The organism is Mesorhizobium sp. M7A.F.Ca.CA.002.04.1.1, from assembly GCF_004022805.1.
In the GTDB taxonomy this organism is placed as follows: Bacteria; Pseudomonadota; Alphaproteobacteria; order Rhizobiales; family Rhizobiaceae; genus Mesorhizobium; species Mesorhizobium ciceri.
This window is the reverse complement of record NZ_RZPL01000021.1, coordinates 1-18800: the sequence shown is the minus strand read 5'-3', so window position 1 is coordinate 18800 and position 18800 is coordinate 1. Positions and strand designations below refer to the sequence as shown.

Sequence of the window (18800 nt, the reverse complement as noted above, 5' to 3'; positions counted from 1 at the left end):
GGCGTTGAAGCCGTCGCGCGATTTGCGCAGCAGGCGCGGCTTTCCGATCGGCAAGGCACAGGTCTGCGACAGCCAACGGCTGGCATAGAAGGCGCGGCTGAGAGGATCGAGGCCGGTTGGGTCTGGCGTCGGGCAACGCTCGTAGCGACTGTCGAAAGCGGCAAGCGCCGGATCGGCGGTCTCTTCGCGTCGGATGGTGAGCGGCGCGCCGGCCGGAGCAAGGCTGGAGCGGATTCTTGCCGCGCAGCGGTTCAGGCCGTCACTTGGAAACAGGCTGACCGTATCGTCCTCGCCGGACAGGCGAAAGCGAAATGCCGTGCCCGTGGCGATGGTGCGTGAAGCGCCGCCGGCACGGATCGCCAGCGTGCCGTCGCAGACGCCTTCGATGTCGGCCGGTTGCTTGCCGGCCTGGCGCAGCACGATCTCGACGCTGCGCGCTTGCAGGCCGGAGAAATCGAAGGTCTTGGGCGCCGAAGGCCGCGCCGCCGCATCGATGTAGAGCGTCTGTCGCGACACCCGCCAGCGTCCGTCAAAATGACCCTCGCCGCTGTTGGCGTCGGCCGGCGGCAGATGCGTTTCGGCAACCGGCCCGGCCAGTTTTTGCAGCGTCCGGTAGGTCGCCTGGAAATCGCTGTTGGCGATCTCATGGCGGTCGTGGCCGAAAGGGCCGGTGCCGTTGGCGCGGTCCATGGCGCCAAGCTGATGGCGGGCGAGCAGCGCCAGGAAGCGTTTTTCGTAGTCGCTGGTGCCGGCGTCGCCGAAAAACTGCGCGGCGGCGATCCGCGGCCCAGCTGTCTCCGCGGAGAGCGCGGGTCGCGCGCAAGCGCTCTGGCCTTGCAGGAGATCGCAGGCATTGCGACCAGTACCGGCACAGCCGGCAAGGACAGCCAGCCCGAACAGAACAACGGCGATGAATGCGCGACCCTTCACCCGGCCGCTCCGGTCTTCAGGGCGCTCAATTGCGCCGGATCGCGCGGCGGCATGAAGCCCTGCGGGAAGACCTTGCAGACGGGAATGGCGAAGGTGGCGATCAGCAGTTCGGCCTCGCCGCGCATCTTGCGCGGCGTTGCGTTGTCGTCACGGATCGCTTTCGCCGAGGCGACCAGGGCGCCGTCGCAGTCGCAATGGTTGTGGCGGGCGATGTAACAGGCGTCATGCGTCTGGCAGGCCGCGTCGAGGCGGTCGACCGGCCGGGCCGACAGATCGCCGGTGCGGGTGCCGGGGCCGCAATAATTGCCGAAGACGAAAGGCGAAGGCCGCGCCATGGCGTAGCGGATCGGTTTGGGCAGTTCGGCCTCCGGGACCTTCGTCCACGGATTGGCGCAAGCGGAAACGAAAAGCAGCGGCAGGATGGCAAGAACGGCTCGCATGTCTATCCGCGCCAGCTTTCTGAAAGGTTCCCCACCCGGCGACCTGCCCGTGGCCGGCGACCGCACGCCTGATGCCACACTGGCCGGTTTTGTGGCAAGGAAAAGGCGGCACGGCCAAAGCGTATCGCGTTTGATCGGATTCATGCGATGCGCTTTAGCGTCTTAGTTTATGCATGTCGTTCGCCCAAAACCGAGATCAGTTTTGGGCGACATGCCTCAGACGAACAGGTTCCGCTCCCGCTCCACCATCTTGGTGATGAAGCTGGCGACGATCTGGACGCGGCGCAGTGGCCTGACCGATTCGTGATAGACCAGCCAGTAGGCGCGGCGGATGGGTGCCACGACATCGACCGGCACGAGTTCCGGCATCGAGCGGGCGACGAAGGTGTGCAGGATGCCGATGCCGGCGCCCGAGCGCACTGCTTCGGCCTGGCCGAGCGCCGAGGAGATGGCGAAACTGGTGCGCCAGTCCGCGCTGAATTCGGCCGCGTAGTCGAGCGAAGGGCTGACAATGAGATCCGGCACATAGCCGATAAGGGTGTGCTGGCCGAGTTCGGCCGCTGTTTTGGGCAGACCATTGGCATCGACATAAGCGCGCGAGGCAAACAGGCCGAGCGAATAGTCGACCAGCTTTCCCGCCACCAGCCGGCCTTCGGTCGGCCGCTCGACAGTGATGGCGATGTCCGCCTCGCGGCGCGACAGGGAGAAGGAGCGCGGCACCGGCACAAGCTGGATCGTCAGTTCGCGGTGCAGGGCGGTCAGCGCGCCAAGGCGTTTGGCCAGGAAGGCAACGCCAAAACCGTCCGGGGCGCCGATGCGCACCGTGCCGGAAACATCGTCGCCTTCGCCTGATATGGTCGAGCGCGCGGCGATCATGTCGCCCTCCATGCGCTCGGCAATGTCGAGGAAGCGCTCGCCGGCGGGAGTCAGCTCGCTGCCGGTGGTCAGCCGGCGAAACAGCTTTGTCCGAAGCGCATCCTCGAGTGCGGCGATGCGGCGTGAGACGGTGGCGTGGTTGAGCTCCAGCCGTTTGGCGGCGCCAAGGATCTGGCCGGCACGCGCCACGGCAAGGAAGATGCGGACGTCATCCCAGTTCATGGGGATGGTCCAGATGACAATCGCTGACGCCGCGTCCTGTGGTGGAAACTCAATCTCTCAATCCCTGCTGCTATCAGACGGGGTCTCGCATTTGCGAGAATTGATGCTCGTCCGTCAACCGCTATCTACTTTCCGCACAACGGTTGCGTTCTCCGTCGCGTTGCCATCCGCCGGCCAAAGGCGGACAATGCAGCATCACAAACAAGGGAGAGAAATCATGATCGACTATGGTCATTTCATCGGCGGCAAGCACGTCGCCGGGACCAGCGGCCGCAAGCAGGATGTCATGCAGCCGATGGACGGCTCCGTGCGCGGCACGGTGGCGCTGGCATCACAGGCGGAACTGCGCGCTGCGGTGGAGAACGCCAAGGCTGCGCAGCCGAAATGGGCCGCAACCAACCCGCAGCGTCGCGTGCGCGTGCTGATGAAGTTTCTCGAACTGGTCGCCCGCGACTATGACGAACTGGCCGACATCCTGGCGCGCGAGCACGGCAAGACGATCGCCGACGCCAAGGGCGACATCCAGCGCGGCCTCGAAGTGGTCGAAGTCTGCATCGGCGCGCCACACATGATGAAGGGTGAATTCACCGACGGCGCCGGCCCCGGCATCGACGTCTATTCGATGCGCCAGCCGCTCGGCGTCGTCGCCGGCATCACGCCGTTCAACTTCCCGGCAATGATCCCGCTGTGGAAGATCGCGCCGGCCATCGCCTGCGGCAACGCCTTCATCCTGAAGCCTTCGGAGCGCGATCCGGGCGTGCCGATGCGCATCGCCGAACTGTTCCTCGAAGCTGGCCTGCCGGGGGGCATCCTCAATGTCGTCAATGGCGACAAGGACGTGGTCGACGCCATCCTCGACGATCCCGACATCAAGGCCATCGGCTTTGTCGGCTCGACGCCGATCGCCCACTACATCTATTCGCGCGGCACGGCCGCCGGCAAGCGCGTGCAGTGCTTCGGCGGCGCCAAGAACCACATGATCATCATGCCCGATGCCGACATGGACCAGACGGTCGACGCGCTGATCGGCGCCGGCTACGGCTCGGCCGGCGAACGCTGCATGGCGATCTCGGTTGCCGTCCCGGTCGGCAACGACACCGCCAACCGGCTGATGGAAAAGCTGATCCCGCGCGTCGAAAGCCTGAAGGTCGGTCCTTCGACCGACTCTTCCGCCGATTTCGGCCCGCTGGTGACGCGCCAAGCCCTGGAGCGGGTCAAGGGCTATGTCGACACCGGCGTCAAGGAAGGCGCCAAGCTGGTCGTCGACGGCCGCGGCTTCTCCATGCAGGGCTATGAAGACGGCTACTATATGGGCGGCTGCCTGTTCGACAACGTCACCGCGGACATGCGCATCTACAAGGAAGAGATCTTTGGGCCGGTGCTGTCGGTTGTGCGCGCGCCGACCTATGAGAGCGCGATCAAGCTCGCCAACGACCACGAGATGGGCAATGGCGTCGCCATCTTCACTCGTGACGGCGATGCCGCGCGCGATTTCGCAAGCCGTGTCCAGGTCGGCATGGTCGGCATCAATGTGCCGATCCCGGTGCCGATCGCCTACTACACCTTCGGCGGTTGGAAGGCGTCTTCCTTCGGCGACCTCAACCAGCACGGCCCGGACGCGTTCCGTTTCTACACCAAGACCAAGACGGTGACCTCGCGCTGGCCGTCCGGGATCAAGGACGGTGCCGAATTCGTCATCCCGACGATGAACTGACCGGACAACAGATTGATTTTGAATTTGAGGCCCGGGCGCTCGCGCCCGGGCTTTTTTGCAGTCCGGCGACGACCCTATCTGCGTGAACGCTAATGTGATGGAACCAAGTGGGCATCTGCCGTCTTGGTTTGCAGTCCTGCCGCAAGGAGGTACGGCAGATCAAGCAACGGCGCTGGCGACAGCTTCGGGGACATCGTCTGGCGCAAGGAGGTGTCAGATGACCCGTCTTGTGGCAACGCTATTTTTCGCGGCGGTTTCCGCGTTTGCCGCCGTCCCGGCGATGGCGGAGCAATGCGCAGCCCGTGCGGATATGATCAAAGCGCTCGGGGAAAAATTCCACGAAAGCGAGGCTGCGCGCGGCCTGGTCAACCCGAGCGTCATTCTTGAGATATTCGTCTCCGACCAGGGCACCTGGACGATCCTTGCCACCGACACGCATGGTCAGAGCTGCGTCATCACGGCGGGCGAAGGCTGGGACGGTTCGTTGATGGCGGCGGCTGCCTTGCCAGGGACGTGATCCGAGCTTCGAGGAAGCACCGGCGACGAAAGCGCATCGGATTAAAAGACGCTCAGCGCGTCGCCGCCGTTTCGGCGTGGCCGCGCAGCAGCGCCATCAGGCGTTTGGCATCCTTGGCCGCGGCCTCCTCGTCGCCGGCAAGGATCGAGCGGATCAGCGCGACATGGTGCTCGGCGGATTCGGCAAGACCGGTCTCGGCCTTGTAGCGGAACCAGAAGCGGCGGCTGTGGGTCTGCAACGGGGCGGCCAAACGGGCGGCGAAGGGATTGTCGGCAGCCAGTGCCAACGCTTCGTCAAGTGCCTTGTCGGCCTGAATGAAGGCAAGCACGTTGCCCGAGATCACCGCTTTCTGCATGGCAAGCGCTGCTTCGTGAAACAGGTCGGCGGCCTCGCGGGTGACGAAGCGGGCGGCCGAGCGGGCCAGCACCACCTCGACGCCGCGACGCGCGTCGAGCACGCGCAGCCAGTCGCCGGGATGCAGCGGGGCGATGGCGATGCCTGCGCGCGGCCTGATGTCGAGCAGCCCTTCCCAGGCCAGCCGCTGGATCGCCTCGCGCACCGGTGTCCTGCCAAGCCCGAGCCTGTCGATCAGGGCGCCCTCGGTGACGAAGCTTGCCGGGGCCAGTTCGAGCGTGACGATCATGTGCTCGAGCACATGGTAGGCCCTGGTCGCGGCCGGCTCCGCCGAGGTGCTTGCTGCCGTGGATATCAAATGCGCTCTCCTGATATATCTTGAATATATCATAACGGATTCCGCATTGACAGCGGGTTTGTTAATAGATATACCAGTGATATATCAGATGGAGAGATGATCATGTGGACCGGAGTTTTTCCTGCCGTCACGACCAAATTCACCGCGGATGATCGCCTCGATCATGCCGAGATGGAGCGCTGCTTCAACCTGCAGATGGAAGCTGGCTGCGACGGCATCATCGTTTGCGGATCGCTCGGCGAGGGGCCGATGCTGTCGCCCGATGAGAAGATCGAGGTGCTGAAGACCGCACAAAAGGTCGCCGGCAAGAAGCCGGTGCTGCTGACGGTCAACGAGGCCGGCACACGCGAGGCCGCCAGCATCGCCAAGCGCGCGAGCCGGGAAGGCGCCAACGGCCTGATGGTCGTGCCGAGCCCGATCTACCACACCAATGCGGAAGAGACGGTCGCGGCGCTGCGCGCGGTCGCGCAGGCTGGCGACCTGCCGGTCATGATCTACTCCAACCGGCTTGCCTACCGCGTCGACGTCAGCGTCGACCAGATGGAGGAGCTGGCGTCGGACGAGCGCTTTGTCGCGATCAAGGAATCCTCCGACGACATCCGTCGTTCGACCGAGATCATCAATCGCCTGGGCACTCGCTACGACCTGTTCACCGGCGTCGACAATCTGGCCTTCGAGGCGCTGTCGGTCGGCGCCATCGGTTGGGTGGCCGGACTGGTCACCGCGTTCCCGCGCGAGACGGTCGCCATCTACCAGCTGATGAAGCAGGGTCGCCGCGAAGAGGCGCTCGGCATCTACCGCTGGTTCCGGCCGCTGCTCGATCTCGACGTCTCGACCTATCTGGTCCAAAACATCAAGCTTGCCGAAGTGTTCGCGATCAACACAAATGACCGCGTTCGCATGCCGCGACAGCCGCTGTCTGGCGATCGCCGCAAGTCCGTCGAGAAGATCGTCAAGGATGCGCTCGCGGTGCGGCCGACACTGCCGCAGTTCTGAGGCTTCTTCTTCCTGTTCGCAGGGAGAAGATGGTGGCAGCCAGATAAGGGGCAGCGCCCACGTGCAAGGAAATTCCAAGTCGACAGAAGCGGGGCGCAGCCCCTCATCCGCCCTTCGGGCGCCTTCTCCCCGTGAACGGGGAGAAGGGTTGGACATAGCCATCGTCGGTGGCGGCATCATCGGTATCTGTGCCGCTGCTTCTCTCGCTGAGGCGGGACGCAGGGTCACCGTCTTCGATCGCACAGGCATTTGCGAGGTGACGAGCTCGGGCAATGCCGCCGCCTTCGCCTTCTCCGACGTGCTGCCGCTGGCGCACAAGGGCATGATGCGGCAGCTGCCGAAATGGCTGGCCGATCCGCTCGGCCCGCTCAGCATCCCGCCCGCCTACCTGCCGACGCTTCTGCCCTGGCTGATCCGCTTCTGGCGCGCCGGTGCGCCGGGGAAATACGAGGCGAGCCTTGCCGCTCAAGCAGGCATGATGAAGCTTGCCGAGGCGGAGTGGATGGGCTTGCTCGATCGCTCCGGCACGCGGTCGATGCTGCGCGAGGATGGCTCGCTCGAGCTTTACGAAAGCGAAGCCGAATTTCAGGCCGGGCTGCCCGGCTGGGCGGCGCGTAAGCGTTTCGGCATCGGTTTCCGCCACGTCGAGGGCGAGGAACTGGCCGCCTTGCAGCCGGGCCTGTCGCCGCGCTTCATCAAAGGCACGTTCGTGCCGGGATGGAAGACGGTCGCCGACCCGAAACTGCTGGGCAAAGCGGTGTGGACCTATGCGCAGGCCAAGGGCGCTCGCTTTGAGCTGGTCCGGATCAGCCAAGTCGCGGCGGATCAGGATGGAGCGACGCTGACGTTGGCAGACGGCACGACCAGAGAGGCCCGGCACCTCGTCGTCGCCGCCGGCGCCTGGTCGCATCTGCTGGCTAAGCAACTCGGCGATCGCATTCCGCTGGAGACCGAGCGCGGCTACAACACCACCTTGCCCACGAGTGCCTTCGACGTGAAGCGGATGCTGATCTTCTCCGGCCATGGTTTCGTCGTCACGCCGCTCGAAACGGGTCTGCGCGTCGGCGGCGCCGTCGAACTCGGCGGCATCGAACGGCCGCCCAATTATGCCAGGTCGAAGGCGCTGCTGCAGAAGGCACAGAAATTCCTGCCGGGGCTCGATCCCTCGGGCGGGCGCGAATGGATGGGGTTCCGCCCCTCGCTGCCGGATTCAGTGCCCGTCATCGGCGGCGCGCCGGGAAAGCGGTCGGTGGTCTATGCCTTCGGCCATGGCCATCTCGGCCTGACCCAGGCGGCGGCCACCGGACGGTTGATCAGGGATCTTGTCCTGGGGCAGACTCCGCCGATCGATCTGGCCCCCTTCAGTCCGCAACGATTTTGATTTTTTCGGGTTTTTGATTTTCGAGGAGCGTCATGGCCAAGAAATCCTTCTTCTGCATAGACGGCCACACCTGCGGCAATCCTGTGCGGCTGGTCGCCGGCGGCGGCCCGCTGTTGCAGGGCGCGACGATGATGGAGCGGCGTGCGCATTTTCTGGCCGAATATGACTGGATCCGCACCGGGTTGATGTTCGAGCCGCGCGGCCACGACGTGATGTCCGGTTCGATTCTCTATCCGCCGACGCGCGAGGATTGCGACATCGCCATCCTGTTCATCGAAACCTCCGGCTGCCTGCCGATGTGCGGCCATGGCACGATCGGTACGGTGACGATGGCCATCGAGCACGGACTGATCAAACCAAAGACGCCGGGCGTGCTCAGGCTCGACACGCCGGCCGGGCTGGTCGTCGCCGAATACAAGCAGGTCGGCGACTATGTCGAGGAGGTGCGCATCACCAATGTGCCATCCTTCCTCCATGCCGAGGGGCTGACGGTCGAATGCCCTGGGCTCGGTGAAATCACCGTCGACGTCGCCTATGGCGGCAACTTCTACGCCATCGTCGAACCGCAGGAGAACTATCGCGACATGGCCGATCATTCGGCGGGCGACTTCATCGCCTGGAGCCCGGTGGTGCGGCAGCGGCTCAACGAGAAATATTCCTTCGTGCATCCGGAAAATCCTGGCATCAACCGGCTGTCGCACATGCTGTGGACCGGTGCGCCGACGGTGGATGGGGCGGATGCCCGCAATGCCGTGTTCTACGGCGACAAGGCGATCGACCGCTCGCCCTGCGGCACCGGCACCTCGGCGCGCATGGCGCAGCTTCATGCCAAGGGCAAACTCAAGGCCGGAGACAGCTTCGTGCATGAATCGATCATCGGTTCGCTGTTCAAGGGCAAGGTCGAAAAGGATGTCAGCGTGGCCGGCAAGCCGGCCATCATTCCCTCGATCGGCGGCTGGGCGCGCATGACCGGACTGAACACCATCTTCATCGACGACCGCGACCCGTTCGCGCACGGGTTTGTTGTCAAGTGATGGGAATCCTGACCTTGCGGAAAGCAACGACCTGAAAAATGGATCGTGCCAAAAACGCAAGGATTCCTTTCATCACCTAATTTTGACGGCGATTTCTTCGAAACGGGGCGCATGATGCGGTCGAATCGTCAAAGACATTGCGTTATGCCAATGGTAGGGTCCGCGATAGTCCAGGGGTCGGATGATGGAAAACGGGCAATCGGGCGGCGTGCTTCGAAAACACGCATGACGATTGAAAAATGACGTTGCAATCCGGGCTCGAAACTTTACGACTAGGGGAAATACGAAAAGGAATGCGTCTGCATGGGCGACATTCCAGGGGAGCCATGTACACATGCAGTACTTTGTCCAGCAGCTTATCAACGGGCTGACGCTGGGATCGATCTATGGGCTGATCGCGATCGGCTACACGATGGTCTACGGCATCATCGGTATGATCAATTTCGCCCATGGCGACATCTTCATGGTGGGTGCCTTCACGGCACTGATCGTCTTCCTCGCCCTTGGCGCGCTGTTCTATTCCGTGCCGGTTGTGCTGGCGCTGCTGATCATGATGATCGTGGCGATGCTGCTCACCAGCCTCTACAACTGGACGATCGAAAAGGTGGCCTACCGGCCGCTGCGCGGTTCGTTCCGACTGGCCCCGCTGATCACTGCCATCGGCATGTCGATCGCGCTGTCGAACTTCGTCCAGGTGACGCAGGGTCCCCGCAACAAGCCGATCCCGCCGATGGTCAGCCAGGTTTACAACATCAACGGCATCAGCGTGTCGCTGAAGCAGATCATCATCGTCGTCGTCACGGCGCTGCTGCTGGCGCTGTTCTGGTATCTGGTCAACAAGACCTCGCTTGGACGAGCGCAACGGGCCTGTGAGCAGGACCGCAAGATGGCGGCGCTGCTCGGCATCGATGTCGACCGTACCATCTCGATCACCTTCATCATGGGTGCGGCCCTTGCCGCGGTCGCCGGCACTTTGTTCCTGATGTATTACGGCGTCATTGCCTTCTCGGATGGTTTCACGCCGGGCGTGAAAGCCTTCACGGCGGCGGTGCTGGGCGGCATCGGTTCGCTGCCGGGCGCGGTGGTCGGCGGGTTGATGATCGGCTTCATCGAGAGCATGTGGTCGGCCTATTTCTCGATCGACTACAAGGATGTCGCGGCGTTCTCGATCCTGGCCATCGTGCTGATCTTCCTGCCTTCCGGCATATTGGGCCGGCCAGAAGTCGAAAAGGTCTGAGACTATGGCCGTCACCGTATCTCCGGAGCGCGACACCGTCGCCACCCCCATGCAGCGCGCATTGCGTGAGGCGCTCTATGCCGCTGCCATATCGTTTGGCCTGTTCGTGCTGTTCATCGGCCTGAAGACCGGCCAGAACATTTCCAATGAACTGGTCCTGACGACACGCTGGGGCCTGCTTGCCGCCGTGGTTATCGCCACGGCTGTCGGGCGCTTCCTCTATGTCGCCTATGGACAGCCCTTCCTGGCCAACCAGAAGATCACCGACGTCGCCACCGGCCTGCTGCCGGCCAGCGTGGCGTCACGCTTCTTCCAGTTGCCGGCCTTCATCGTGGCCTTGGTCGCGGCGGTGGTGTTGTTTGCGGTCAACAGCTCTCTCGTCGGATGGGTGGGAGCGGAGCCGGCGGGCTATCTGCAGTTCCTGCGCGCCTTGTCGGTCATCTATGTGCTGGCCTGCGTGATCTATTATTTCCGCGGCTTCATTCATGCCAACTTCACCAAACTCGGCATTGCCGCGCTGATCCTCTATCCGATCCTGGTGGTGGCGATCCTGTCGCTGATGTCCTGGTCGTTCGTCGGCGGACTGCAAGGCTCGCTGAAATGGGTCGACAATTTCGGCATCCAGATCCTGATCTATGTGATGCTGGCCTGGGGCCTGAACATCGTCGTTGGCCTCGCCGGCCTGCTCGACCTCGGTTATGTCGCCTTCTACGCGGTCGGCGCCTATGCCTATGCGCTGCTCGGCACGCAGTACGGCCTGTCGTTCTGGATCCTTTTGCCGGCCGCCGGCGCCATGGCCGCCTTCTGGGGCGTGCTGCTCGGTTTCCCGGTGCTGCGCCTGCGCGGCGATTACCTGGCGATCGTCACCTTGGCTTTCGGTGAGATCATCCGCCTGGTGCTGATCAACTGGCGGGAAGTCACCAACGGTTCAGCCGGTATTTCCGGCATCCCGAAGGTCACCTTCTTCGGCCTGATGACCTTCAACGTGTCGGACCCCAATTACGTCGCCAAGGTGCTGCATCTGGCGACATCGAGCGCCTACTACAAGATCTTCCTCTATTACCTGATCCTGGCGCTGGCGCTGCTGACAGCCTTCGTCACCATCCGGCTGCGGCGCATGCCGGTCGGCCGTGCCTGGGAAGCGTTGCGCGAGGACGAGATCGCCTGCCGCTCGCTCGGCATCAACACCACCACCACGAAGCTTACGGCCTTTGCCACGGGTGCGATGTTCGGCGGCTTCGCCGGCGCATTCTTCGCCGCACGGCAGGGCTTCGTCAGCCCGGAATCCTTCGTCTTCCTGGAATCGGCCATCATCCTGGCCATCGTGGTTCTCGGTGGCATGGGCTCGCTGGTCGGCATAGCGGTCGCCGCAATGGTGATGATCGGCGGCACCGAGGCGTTGCGCGAACTCGACTTCCTCAAGCAGGTCTTCGGACCGGACTTCACACCGGAACTCTACCGCATGCTGCTGTTCGGCATGGCCATGGTCATCGTCATGCTGTGGAAGCCGCGCGGCTTCGTCGGCAGTCGTGAACCAACCGCCTTCCTGAAGGAGCGAAAGGCCGTCTCAAGCTCCTTCACCAAGGAAGGACACGGCTGATGAATGCGAACCCTGTTCAGAAAGCCGCTTCGGGCATGAACGACGCTATCCTTCAGGTCGATCATCTGTCGATGAAGTTCGGTGGCCTGGTGGCCATCGGGGATCTGTCTTTCGCCGCCAAGCGCGGCGAGATCACCGCGCTGATCGGCCCCAACGGCGCCGGCAAGACCACGGTGTTCAATTGCATCACCGGCTTCTACAAGCCCTCGGAAGGCATGATCACGCTCAACCGGAACGATGGTTCGACCTTCCTGCTCGAGCGGCTGCCCAACCATGAAATCCCGGCGCGCGCCAAGGTGGCGCGCACCTTCCAGAACATCCGCCTGTTCTCCGGCATGACCCTGCTGGAGAACCTGCTGGTCGCCCAGCACAACAAACTGATGAAGGCATCGGGCTACACGGTGCTTGGCCTGTTCGGCTTCAGCGGCTATCGCAAGGCCTCGGCCGAATCGGTGGAGCTCGCCAAGCATTGGCTGGAAAAGGCCGATCTTGTCGACCGTGCCGACGACCCGGCCGGCGACCTGCCCTATGGCGCGCAGCGCCGTCTCGAGATCGCTCGCGCCATGTGCACGGGACCCGAGCTTCTGTGCCTCGACGAGCCGGCGGCCGGCCTCAATCCGAAGGAATCGGCGGCGCTCAACGAGCTGCTGATCGACATCAAGAACACATCCGGCGCCTCGATCCTGTTGATCGAGCACGACATGTCGGTGGTCATGCAGATCTCCGACCATGTCGTGGTGCTGGAGTATGGCCGCAAGATCTCCGACGGCAGTCCGCAGTCGGTGCGCACCGATCCGCGCGTCATCGCCGCCTATCTCGGCGTCGACGACGAGGAAGTCGAAGCGGTCCTTACCGAAGTCGGCGACGAAGATGTCATCGAACAGCTCGATACGGGGCCGGATGCCGCGCACGGTCCGGGAACATCGTCGTCCTATCTCGCCGGGCCGGTGACCGACACGGTCGGCCATAGTTCGGGCGAGCGGGTTACGGTGGCCAAGGGAGCGTCAAAGGCCGGTCAGGTCGACGCCAGGTCGCTCGCCGCGGCAAACAAGGCAGCCTCGCAGGCAGCCGTGCCGCCGGCGAAGGCAAAGCCTGCTCCGAAAGCGACGTCGAAGGCGGCAACCGGCACGGCGGCGAAGTCGACCGCATCCGCCAAGCCTGCGGCGAAGACTGGAGAGATCTCCAACCGGCTGGCTGCGCCTCGCGGCGGCAAGGCCGACAATTTGACCCGCATAAAGGGCATCGGTACGGTCAACGAGAAGAAGCTCAACGACCACGGCATCTTCCACTTCGACCAGATCGGCGCCTGGAAAAAGGCCGACGTCGAGGCCGCCGAAGCCTATCTTGCTTTTGACGGACGTATCGCGCGCGAGGAATGGGTCAAACAGGCTAGGCTGCTCGGCCAGGGCAGGGACACGGAATTTTCGCGCCGCGTGGATGCGGGCAAGGTGGCGACGAGCCATGCTTCCGCAAAGACTGCAAAGGCAGCCTCCGGAAAGACCGCGAGCAAGACCGCTGCCAAGCCCGTGGCGGGCAAGCGTGGAGGGGGCAAGTGATGGCCGCGACAACGCTGCTCGATATCAAGGGCGTGCAGACCTATTACGGCAACATCCGGGCGCTGAACGGCGTCGATGTCACCGTCAAGCAGGGTGAGATCGTGGCGCTGATCGGTGCCAATGGCGCCGGCAAGTCGACGCTGATGATGACTATTTTCGGTGCGCCGCGGGCTCGCGCCGGGACTATCACCTTTGCCGGCACCGACATAACCCAGATGCCGACGCACGAGATCGCGCGCATGCGCATTGCCCAATCGCCCGAGGGCCGGCGGATCTTTCCGCGCATGACGGTGATGGAAAACCTGCAGATGGGCGCCAGCCTCGACAACCTCAAGCACTATGACGAGGACGTCGAGAAGGTGTTCACGCTGTTCCCGCGTTTGAAGGAGCGCATCACCCAGCGCGGTGGCACGCTGTCGGGCGGTGAGCAGCAGATGCTGTCGATCGGACGCGCGCTGATGGCACGGCCGAAGCTGCTTTTGCTCGACGAGCCGTCGCTGGGTCTCGCGCCGCTGATCGTCAAACAGATCTTCGACGCCATCCGCGAACTGAACCGCACCCAGGGGCTGACCGTGTTCCTGGTCGAGCAGAACGCCTTCGGCGCGCTCAAGCTCGCCACGCGCGGCTACGTCATGGTCAACGGCAATGTGACGATGAGCGGCACCGGCAAGGAACTGCTCGCCAATCCGGAAGTGCGCGCCGCCTATCTCGAGGGCGGACACCACTGAGTTCGAAGCGGAATGCGTGCACCGCTATTCCGCTCCAGATTGTTTGTTTGTCGCATGATCTTTGTCCGGAAAGTCCGCAACTTTCGGGATCATGCTAAGGAGACTTCACCATGCAGGGCATTCTTTACGAGGAACCCTCGATCTGGCAGTTCTTCTTCGTCACCTGTCTGCTCGGCGGCTGGGCGGCGTGGATGACGGGCAAGGCCAGTGCCCAGACGTGGCGCAGCTTCATCCAGCTGTTCGCCTATGTGCTGGGCCTCGGCATCGCGATCCGCTTCATCCATCACGCGCTGTTCGGCGGCACCATGTTCTCGCTGCATTATTATGTCGTCGACACCATCGTGCTGATGATCCTCGGCTTCGTCGGCTATCAATACACGCGCACCAACCAGATGGTGACACAGTATAATTGGCTCTACGAAAGAGCTTCACTCTTGAGCTGGAAACCGAAAGGTTGACGTTCATCATTAACGCCGCCTCGAAATTGAATCGGCGTGACAAGTGCCTGAAAATCGGCAAACTATGCTTTCTGCGATAAGGGTGGGCATCGCATGAAAGCTTCATCCACGCCCACTCCGTTAATGGGAGCGTTTAAATGAAAAAGTCACTTTTGTCCGCCGTCGCCCTGACCGCGCTTGTCGCGTTCGGCGGCAGCGCGTGGGCTGACGTAATGATGGGCGTCGCGGGCCCGATCACCGGTCCGAACGCCGCCTTCGGCGCGCAGCTGCAGAAGGGGGCGGAAGCTGCTGTCGCCGACATCAATGCCAAGGGCGGCATCAACGGCGAGCAGATCAAGCTCGAAGTCGGCGACGACGTCTCCGATCCGAAGCAGGGTATCTCGGTCGCCAACAAGTTCGTCGGCGACGGCGTCAAGTTCGTGGTCGGCCACTTCAACTCCGGCGTCTCTATCCCGGCATCTGAAGTCTATGCGGAAAACGGCATCGTCGAAGTGACGCCGGCCGCGACCAACCCGCAATTCACCGAGCGCGGTCTGTGGAACGTGTTCCGCACCTGCGGACGCGACGATCAGCAGGGCAGCATTGCCGGCGCGTATCTCGCCGCCAACTTCAAGGACGCCAAGATCGCTGTCGTTCACGACAAGACCACCTACGGTCAGGGCCTTGCCGACGAAACCAAGAAGGCGATGAACGCCAAGGGCGTGACGGAAGTCATGTATGAAGGCATCAATGTCGGCGACAAGGACTTCTCGGCGCTGATCGCCAAGATGAAGGAAGCCGGCGTTTCCATCATCTATTGGGGCGGCCTGCACACCGAAGCCGGCCTGATCATCCGTCAGGCGGCCGACCAGGGCCTCAAGGCAACGCTGGTTTCCGGCGATGGCATCGTGTCGAACGAACTGGCTTCGATCGCTGGCGACGCAGTTGCGGGCACGCTCAACACGTTCGGCCCGGATCCGCGCCTGATCCCCGCCAACAAGGAACTCGTCGAGAAGTTCCGCGCGCAGGGTTTCGAGCCGGAAGCCTACACGCTCTACTCCTACGCCGCCGTGCAGGCGATCGCGGAAGCAGCGACCGCTGCCAAGTCGAACGACCCGCAGGCAGTTGCCAAGGCGCTGCATGAAAACGGCCCCTTCAAGACCGTTCTCGGCGACCTGTCCTATGACGCCAAGGGCGATCCGACGCTGCCCGGCTACGTCATGTACGAATGGAAGAAGGGCGACGACGGCAAGTACACCTACGTCCAGAAGATGTAAGCTCGTCAGTCTCCAGACCATTTACCGATGCCCGGCGCCTCGCGCCGGGCATTTTCTTTTGCCGTCGTCATGTTCAGGGGCGGCCGATGGAGCCGATGCTTAGCCGGGCAATGATCGTGCATTAACCGGAAAGCCGGCTCTTTTTTAGCTGTTCGGAGGAATGGGAAGGGTCCTTGGCGCAATGTTTCTATTTCAATCGGTTTAAGTGCGCGTCAATTTCGTTTGCACTGCAGCATTTTCACGCTAATCATTGCGCCGATTTCTCTTCCTTCCGTCGCTGGAGCCCAGTCCTTGGCCATCACGAAGATCCTCGTCGCCAACCGGTCCGAAATCGCCATTCGCGTCTTCCGCGCGGCCAACGAACTCGGGCTCAAAACCGTGGCGATCTGGGCGGAGGAAGACAAATACTCTCTGCATCGCTTCAAGGCCGACGAGAGCTACCAGGTCGGACGCGGGCCGCATCTGACCAAGGACATGGGGCCGATCGAAAGCTATCTGTCGATCGAGGAGGTGATCCGCGTCGCCAGGCTGTCGGGTGCCGATGCTATCCATCCCGGCTACGGATTGTTGTCGGAAAGTCCCGAATTCGCCGACGCCTGTGCCGAAGCCGGCATTACCTTCATCGGGCCGAGGCCGGACACAATGCGGCGGCTCGGCAACAAGGTCGCGGCGCGCAATCTCGCCATCGAGGTCGGCGTGCCGGTGATCCCCGCCACCGATCCGTTGCCGGATGACATGGAGACGGTCAAGACACTAGCCAAGGAAATCGGCTATCCGGTGATGCTGAAGGCATCATGGGGCGGCGGCGGCCGCGGCATGCGGGCCATCCGCGCCGAAGCCGACCTTGCCCGTGAAGTCACCGAAGGCAAGCGCGAGGCGAAAGCCGCCTTCGGCAAGGACGAGGTCTATCTCGAAAAGCTGATCGAACGCGCCCGCCATGTCGAGGTGCAGGTGCTGGGCGATACCCATGGCAATGCCGTGCACCTGTTCGAGCGCGACTGTTCGATCCAGCGCCGCAACCAGAAGGTCGTCGAGCGGGCGCCGGCGCCCTATCTCGAAATGTCGCAGCGCGAGGAGCTTTGCGGCCATGCGCTCAAGATCGCCCGCGAGACCAGCTATATCGGCGCCGGCACGGTCGAGTTCCTGCAGGATGCCGACACCGGCAAATTCTATTTCATCGAGGTCAACCCGCGCATCCAGGTCGAGCACACCGTCACCGAGCAGGTGACCGGCATCGATATCGTCAAGGCGCAGATCCATATCCTCGACGGCTTTGCCATCGGCACACCGGAATCAGGCGTGCCGGCGCAGAAGGACATAAGGCTGAACGGCCACGCGCTGCAGTGCCGTATCACCACGGAAGATCCCGAGCACAATTTCATCCCCGATTACGGCCGCATCACCGCCTATCGCGGCGCGACGGGCTTCGGCATCCGCCTCGACGGCGGCACCGCTTATTCGGGCGCGGTCATCACCCGCTTCTACGATCCGCTGCTGGAGAAGGTGACGGCGTGGGCGCCGACGCCGGCCGAGACGATCGCCCGCATGAATCGGGCGCTGCGCGAGTTCCGCATCCGCGGCGTCGCCACCAATTTGACCTTCCTCGAAGCGATCATCAACCATCCGAGCTTCGCCGACAATTCCTACACGACCAAGTTCATCGACACGACGCCGGAACTGTTCCAGCAGGTCAAGCGCCAGGACCGCGCCACCAAGCTCATCAACTATCTCGCCGACGTCAGCGTCAACGGCCATCCCGAGACGCGCGGCCGGCCGCAGCCGAAGGCCGACGCCGCGGCACCCGTGGTGCCTTACCTCAACGGCAATGTGCCCGGCGGCAGCAAGCAGAAGCTGGATGTGCTGGGCCCGCAGAAGTTCGCCGCCTGGATGCGCGATCAGAAGGAGGTTCTGGTCACCGACACGACGATGCGCGATGGCCATCAATCGCTGCTGGCGACGCGCATGCGCACGCATGACATTGCCGGCATCGCCGGTGCCTATGCGCGTGCCTTGCCGCAGCTTCTATCGCTGGAATGCTGGGGTGGCGCCACCTTCGACGTCGCGATGCGCTTCCTCACCGAGGATCCGTGGGAGCGGCTGTCGCTGGTGCGCGAGGCGGCGCCCAATCTGCTGTTGCAGATGCTGCTGCGCGGTGCCAATGGCGTCGGCTACACCAACTATCCCGACAATGTCGTGCAGCATTTCGTCAAGCAGGCAGCAAGCGGTGGCATCGACCTGTTCCGGGTCTTCGATTGCCTGAACTGGGTCGACAACATGCGCGTCGCCATGGATGCGGTCGGAGCCGAGGGCAAGCTGATCGAAGCGGCGATCTGCTACACCGGCGATATCCTCGATCCGGCTCGGGCGAAATACGACCTCAAATACTATGTCGGCCTGGCCGGGGAATTGCAGGCGGCCGGCGCCCACATCATCGCCGTCAAGGACATGGCCGGCCTGCTGAAGCCTTCCGCAGCACGCGTGCTGTTCAAGGCGCTGCGCGAGGCGACCGACCTGCCGATCCATTTCCACACCCACGACACGTCGGGCCTGTCGGCGGCGACGGTGCTGGCGGCGGTGGAAAGCGGCGTCGACGCCATAGACGCGGCGATGGATGCCTTCTCCGGCAACACCTCGCAGCCATGCCTTGGCTCACTCGTCGAGGCGCTGAAGGGCACCGAACGCGACCCCGGTCTCGACCCGCAATGGATCAGGAAGATCTCGTTCTACTGGGAAGCGGTGCGCAACCAGTACGCCGCCTTCGAAAGCGACCTCAAGGGGCCGGCCTCGGAAGTCTATCTGCACGAGATGCCGGGCGGCCAGTTCACCAATCTGAAGGAACAGGCTCGCTCGCTCGGATTGGAGACGCGCTGGCACGAGGTGGCGCAGACCTATCACGACGTCAATCTGATGTTCGGCGACATCGTCAAGGTGACGCCGTCGTCCAAGGTCGTCGGCGACATGGCATTGATGATGGTCAGCCAGGACCTGACCGTTGCCGATGTCGAAAACCCGGATAGGGATATCGCCTTCCCGGATTCGGTCGTCTCGATGCTGCGCGGCGACCTCGGCCAGTCGCCAGGCGGGTGGCCGGTGGCGCTGCAGAGGAAGGCGCTCAAAGGCGACAAGCCGATCACGGTGCGGCC

15 protein-coding genes and 1 pseudogene are annotated in these 18800 nt (G+C 63.2%); 12 read left to right on the top strand and 4 right to left on the bottom strand.

Annotated elements, in window-relative coordinates; all coding sequences use genetic code 11:
* From ENZ75_RS02405 to ENZ75_RS02395, 3 genes and pseudogenes are all read right to left on the bottom strand, one after another.
* Nucleotides 1-930 (bottom strand): annotated as a pseudogene (locus ENZ75_RS02405) (phosphatidylserine/phosphatidylglycerophosphate/cardiolipin synthase family protein); the annotation flags it as partial.
* Nucleotides 927-1370, bottom strand: coding sequence for a hypothetical protein (locus tag ENZ75_RS02400; protein WP_063170362.1), 444 nt, complete (start codon nt 1368-1370; stop codon nt 927-929). The gene ENZ75_RS02400 and the pseudogene ENZ75_RS02405, both read right to left, overlap by 4 nt.
* Nucleotides 1371-1586: 216 nt before the next feature.
* A complete protein-coding gene (locus tag ENZ75_RS02395; protein WP_013529085.1) occupies nt 1587-2468 on the bottom strand; it encodes a LysR family transcriptional regulator in 882 nt (293 codons plus the stop codon).
* A 217-nt stretch (nt 2469-2685) separates the two neighbouring features.
* Between ENZ75_RS02395 and ENZ75_RS02390 the strand changes: the two genes are divergently transcribed.
* Together ENZ75_RS02390 and ENZ75_RS02385 are read left to right on the top strand one after the other, a co-directional pair.
* Entirely contained in the window at nt 2686-4182 is a 1497-nt protein-coding gene (locus ENZ75_RS02390) for a CoA-acylating methylmalonate-semialdehyde dehydrogenase (protein ID WP_127224145.1), read from the top strand.
* A 217-nt stretch (nt 4183-4399) separates the two neighbouring features.
* Nucleotides 4400-4699: a hypothetical protein gene (locus ENZ75_RS02385; RefSeq protein ID WP_024502890.1), complete on the top strand. Its 300-nt coding sequence runs from the start codon at nt 4400-4402 to the stop codon at nt 4697-4699.
* 52 nt (nt 4700-4751) lie between these two features.
* Here the strand turns inward: ENZ75_RS02385 and ENZ75_RS02380 are convergent, their stop codons facing one another.
* The gene (locus tag ENZ75_RS02380) at nt 4752-5444 is read right to left on the bottom strand and encodes a GntR family transcriptional regulator (RefSeq protein WP_050596296.1); all 693 of its coding nucleotides are present in this window, start codon (nt 5442-5444) and stop codon (nt 4752-4754) included.
* 69 nt (nt 5445-5513) lie between these two features.
* On the opposite strand from ENZ75_RS02380, the gene ENZ75_RS02375 reads away from it, so the two are divergent.
* The 10 genes from ENZ75_RS02375 to pyc form a co-directional block, all read left to right on the top strand.
* Complete coding sequence (locus ENZ75_RS02375) at nt 5514-6407, top strand: dihydrodipicolinate synthase family protein (protein ID WP_024502892.1); 894 nt, start codon at nt 5514-5516, stop codon at nt 6405-6407.
* 148 nt (nt 6408-6555) lie between these two features.
* Nucleotides 6556-7788, top strand: a complete 1233-nt coding sequence (locus tag ENZ75_RS02370; protein ID WP_082826562.1) for an FAD-binding oxidoreductase — start codon at nt 6556-6558, stop codon at nt 7786-7788.
* Between the two features lie 32 nt (nt 7789-7820).
* On the top strand, nt 7821-8822 hold the full coding sequence (locus ENZ75_RS02365) for a 4-hydroxyproline epimerase (protein ID WP_013529091.1): 1002 nt from the start codon (nt 7821-7823) through the stop codon (nt 8820-8822).
* 334 nt (nt 8823-9156) lie between these two features.
* Complete coding sequence (locus ENZ75_RS02360; RefSeq protein ID WP_013529092.1) at nt 9157-10059, top strand: branched-chain amino acid ABC transporter permease; 903 nt, start codon at nt 9157-9159, stop codon at nt 10057-10059.
* A gap of 4 nt (nt 10060-10063) precedes the next feature.
* On the top strand, nt 10064-11659 hold the full coding sequence (livM, locus tag ENZ75_RS02355) for a high-affinity branched-chain amino acid ABC transporter permease LivM (RefSeq protein ID WP_013529093.1): 1596 nt from the start codon (nt 10064-10066) through the stop codon (nt 11657-11659).
* Nucleotides 11659-13215 carry an ATP-binding cassette domain-containing protein gene (locus tag ENZ75_RS02350; RefSeq protein WP_013529094.1) on the top strand — a complete coding sequence of 519 codons (1557 nt, stop codon included), beginning with the start codon at nt 11659-11661 and terminating at the stop codon, nt 13213-13215. Before livM ends, ENZ75_RS02350 begins: the two co-directional genes overlap by 1 nt.
* Nucleotides 13215-13943 (top strand): ABC transporter ATP-binding protein, encoded by a 729-nt coding sequence (locus ENZ75_RS02345; protein ID WP_013529095.1) that lies wholly within the window; start codon nt 13215-13217, stop codon nt 13941-13943. The genes ENZ75_RS02350 and ENZ75_RS02345 overlap by 1 nt, the downstream gene beginning before the upstream one ends.
* A 110-nt stretch (nt 13944-14053) precedes the next feature.
* Nucleotides 14054-14401: a DUF6867 family protein gene (locus ENZ75_RS02340; RefSeq protein WP_013529096.1), complete on the top strand. Its 348-nt coding sequence runs from the start codon at nt 14054-14056 to the stop codon at nt 14399-14401.
* Between the two features lie 137 nt (nt 14402-14538).
* On the top strand, nt 14539-15657 hold the full coding sequence (locus ENZ75_RS02335) for a branched-chain amino acid ABC transporter substrate-binding protein (RefSeq protein ID WP_013529097.1): 1119 nt from the start codon (nt 14539-14541) through the stop codon (nt 15655-15657).
* Between the two features lie 291 nt (nt 15658-15948).
* Nucleotides 15949-18800 (top strand): pyruvate carboxylase (gene pyc / locus ENZ75_RS02330; protein WP_128277877.1); only part of this gene is annotated, 2852 nt, incomplete at its 3' end.

Excerpts from the sequence above, each read along its gene's own strand:
- ENZ75_RS02400 (WP_063170362.1), bottom strand. The coding sequence starts at position 1,370 with ATGCGAGCCGTTCTTGCCATCCTGCCGCTGCTTTTCGTTTCCGCTTGC.
- ENZ75_RS02395 (WP_013529085.1), bottom strand. The coding sequence starts at position 2,468 with ATGAACTGGGATGACGTCCGCATCTTCCTTGCCGTGGCGCGTGCCGGC.
- ENZ75_RS02390 (WP_127224145.1), top strand. The coding sequence starts at position 2,686 with ATGATCGACTATGGTCATTTCATCGGCGGCAAGCACGTCGCCGGGACC.
- ENZ75_RS02385 (WP_024502890.1), top strand. The coding sequence starts at position 4,400 with ATGACCCGTCTTGTGGCAACGCTATTTTTCGCGGCGGTTTCCGCGTTT.
- ENZ75_RS02380 (WP_050596296.1), bottom strand. The coding sequence starts at position 5,444 with ATGATATATTCAAGATATATCAGGAGAGCGCATTTGATATCCACGGCA.
- ENZ75_RS02375 (WP_024502892.1), top strand. The coding sequence starts at position 5,514 with ATGTGGACCGGAGTTTTTCCTGCCGTCACGACCAAATTCACCGCGGAT.
- ENZ75_RS02365 (WP_013529091.1), top strand. The coding sequence starts at position 7,821 with ATGGCCAAGAAATCCTTCTTCTGCATAGACGGCCACACCTGCGGCAAT.
- ENZ75_RS02360 (WP_013529092.1), top strand. The coding sequence starts at position 9,157 with ATGCAGTACTTTGTCCAGCAGCTTATCAACGGGCTGACGCTGGGATCG.
- livM (WP_013529093.1), top strand. The coding sequence starts at position 10,064 with ATGGCCGTCACCGTATCTCCGGAGCGCGACACCGTCGCCACCCCCATG.
- ENZ75_RS02350 (WP_013529094.1), top strand. The coding sequence starts at position 11,659 with ATGAATGCGAACCCTGTTCAGAAAGCCGCTTCGGGCATGAACGACGCT.
- ENZ75_RS02345 (WP_013529095.1), top strand. The coding sequence starts at position 13,215 with ATGGCCGCGACAACGCTGCTCGATATCAAGGGCGTGCAGACCTATTAC.
- ENZ75_RS02340 (WP_013529096.1), top strand. The coding sequence starts at position 14,054 with ATGCAGGGCATTCTTTACGAGGAACCCTCGATCTGGCAGTTCTTCTTC.
- ENZ75_RS02335 (WP_013529097.1), top strand. The coding sequence starts at position 14,539 with ATGAAAAAGTCACTTTTGTCCGCCGTCGCCCTGACCGCGCTTGTCGCG.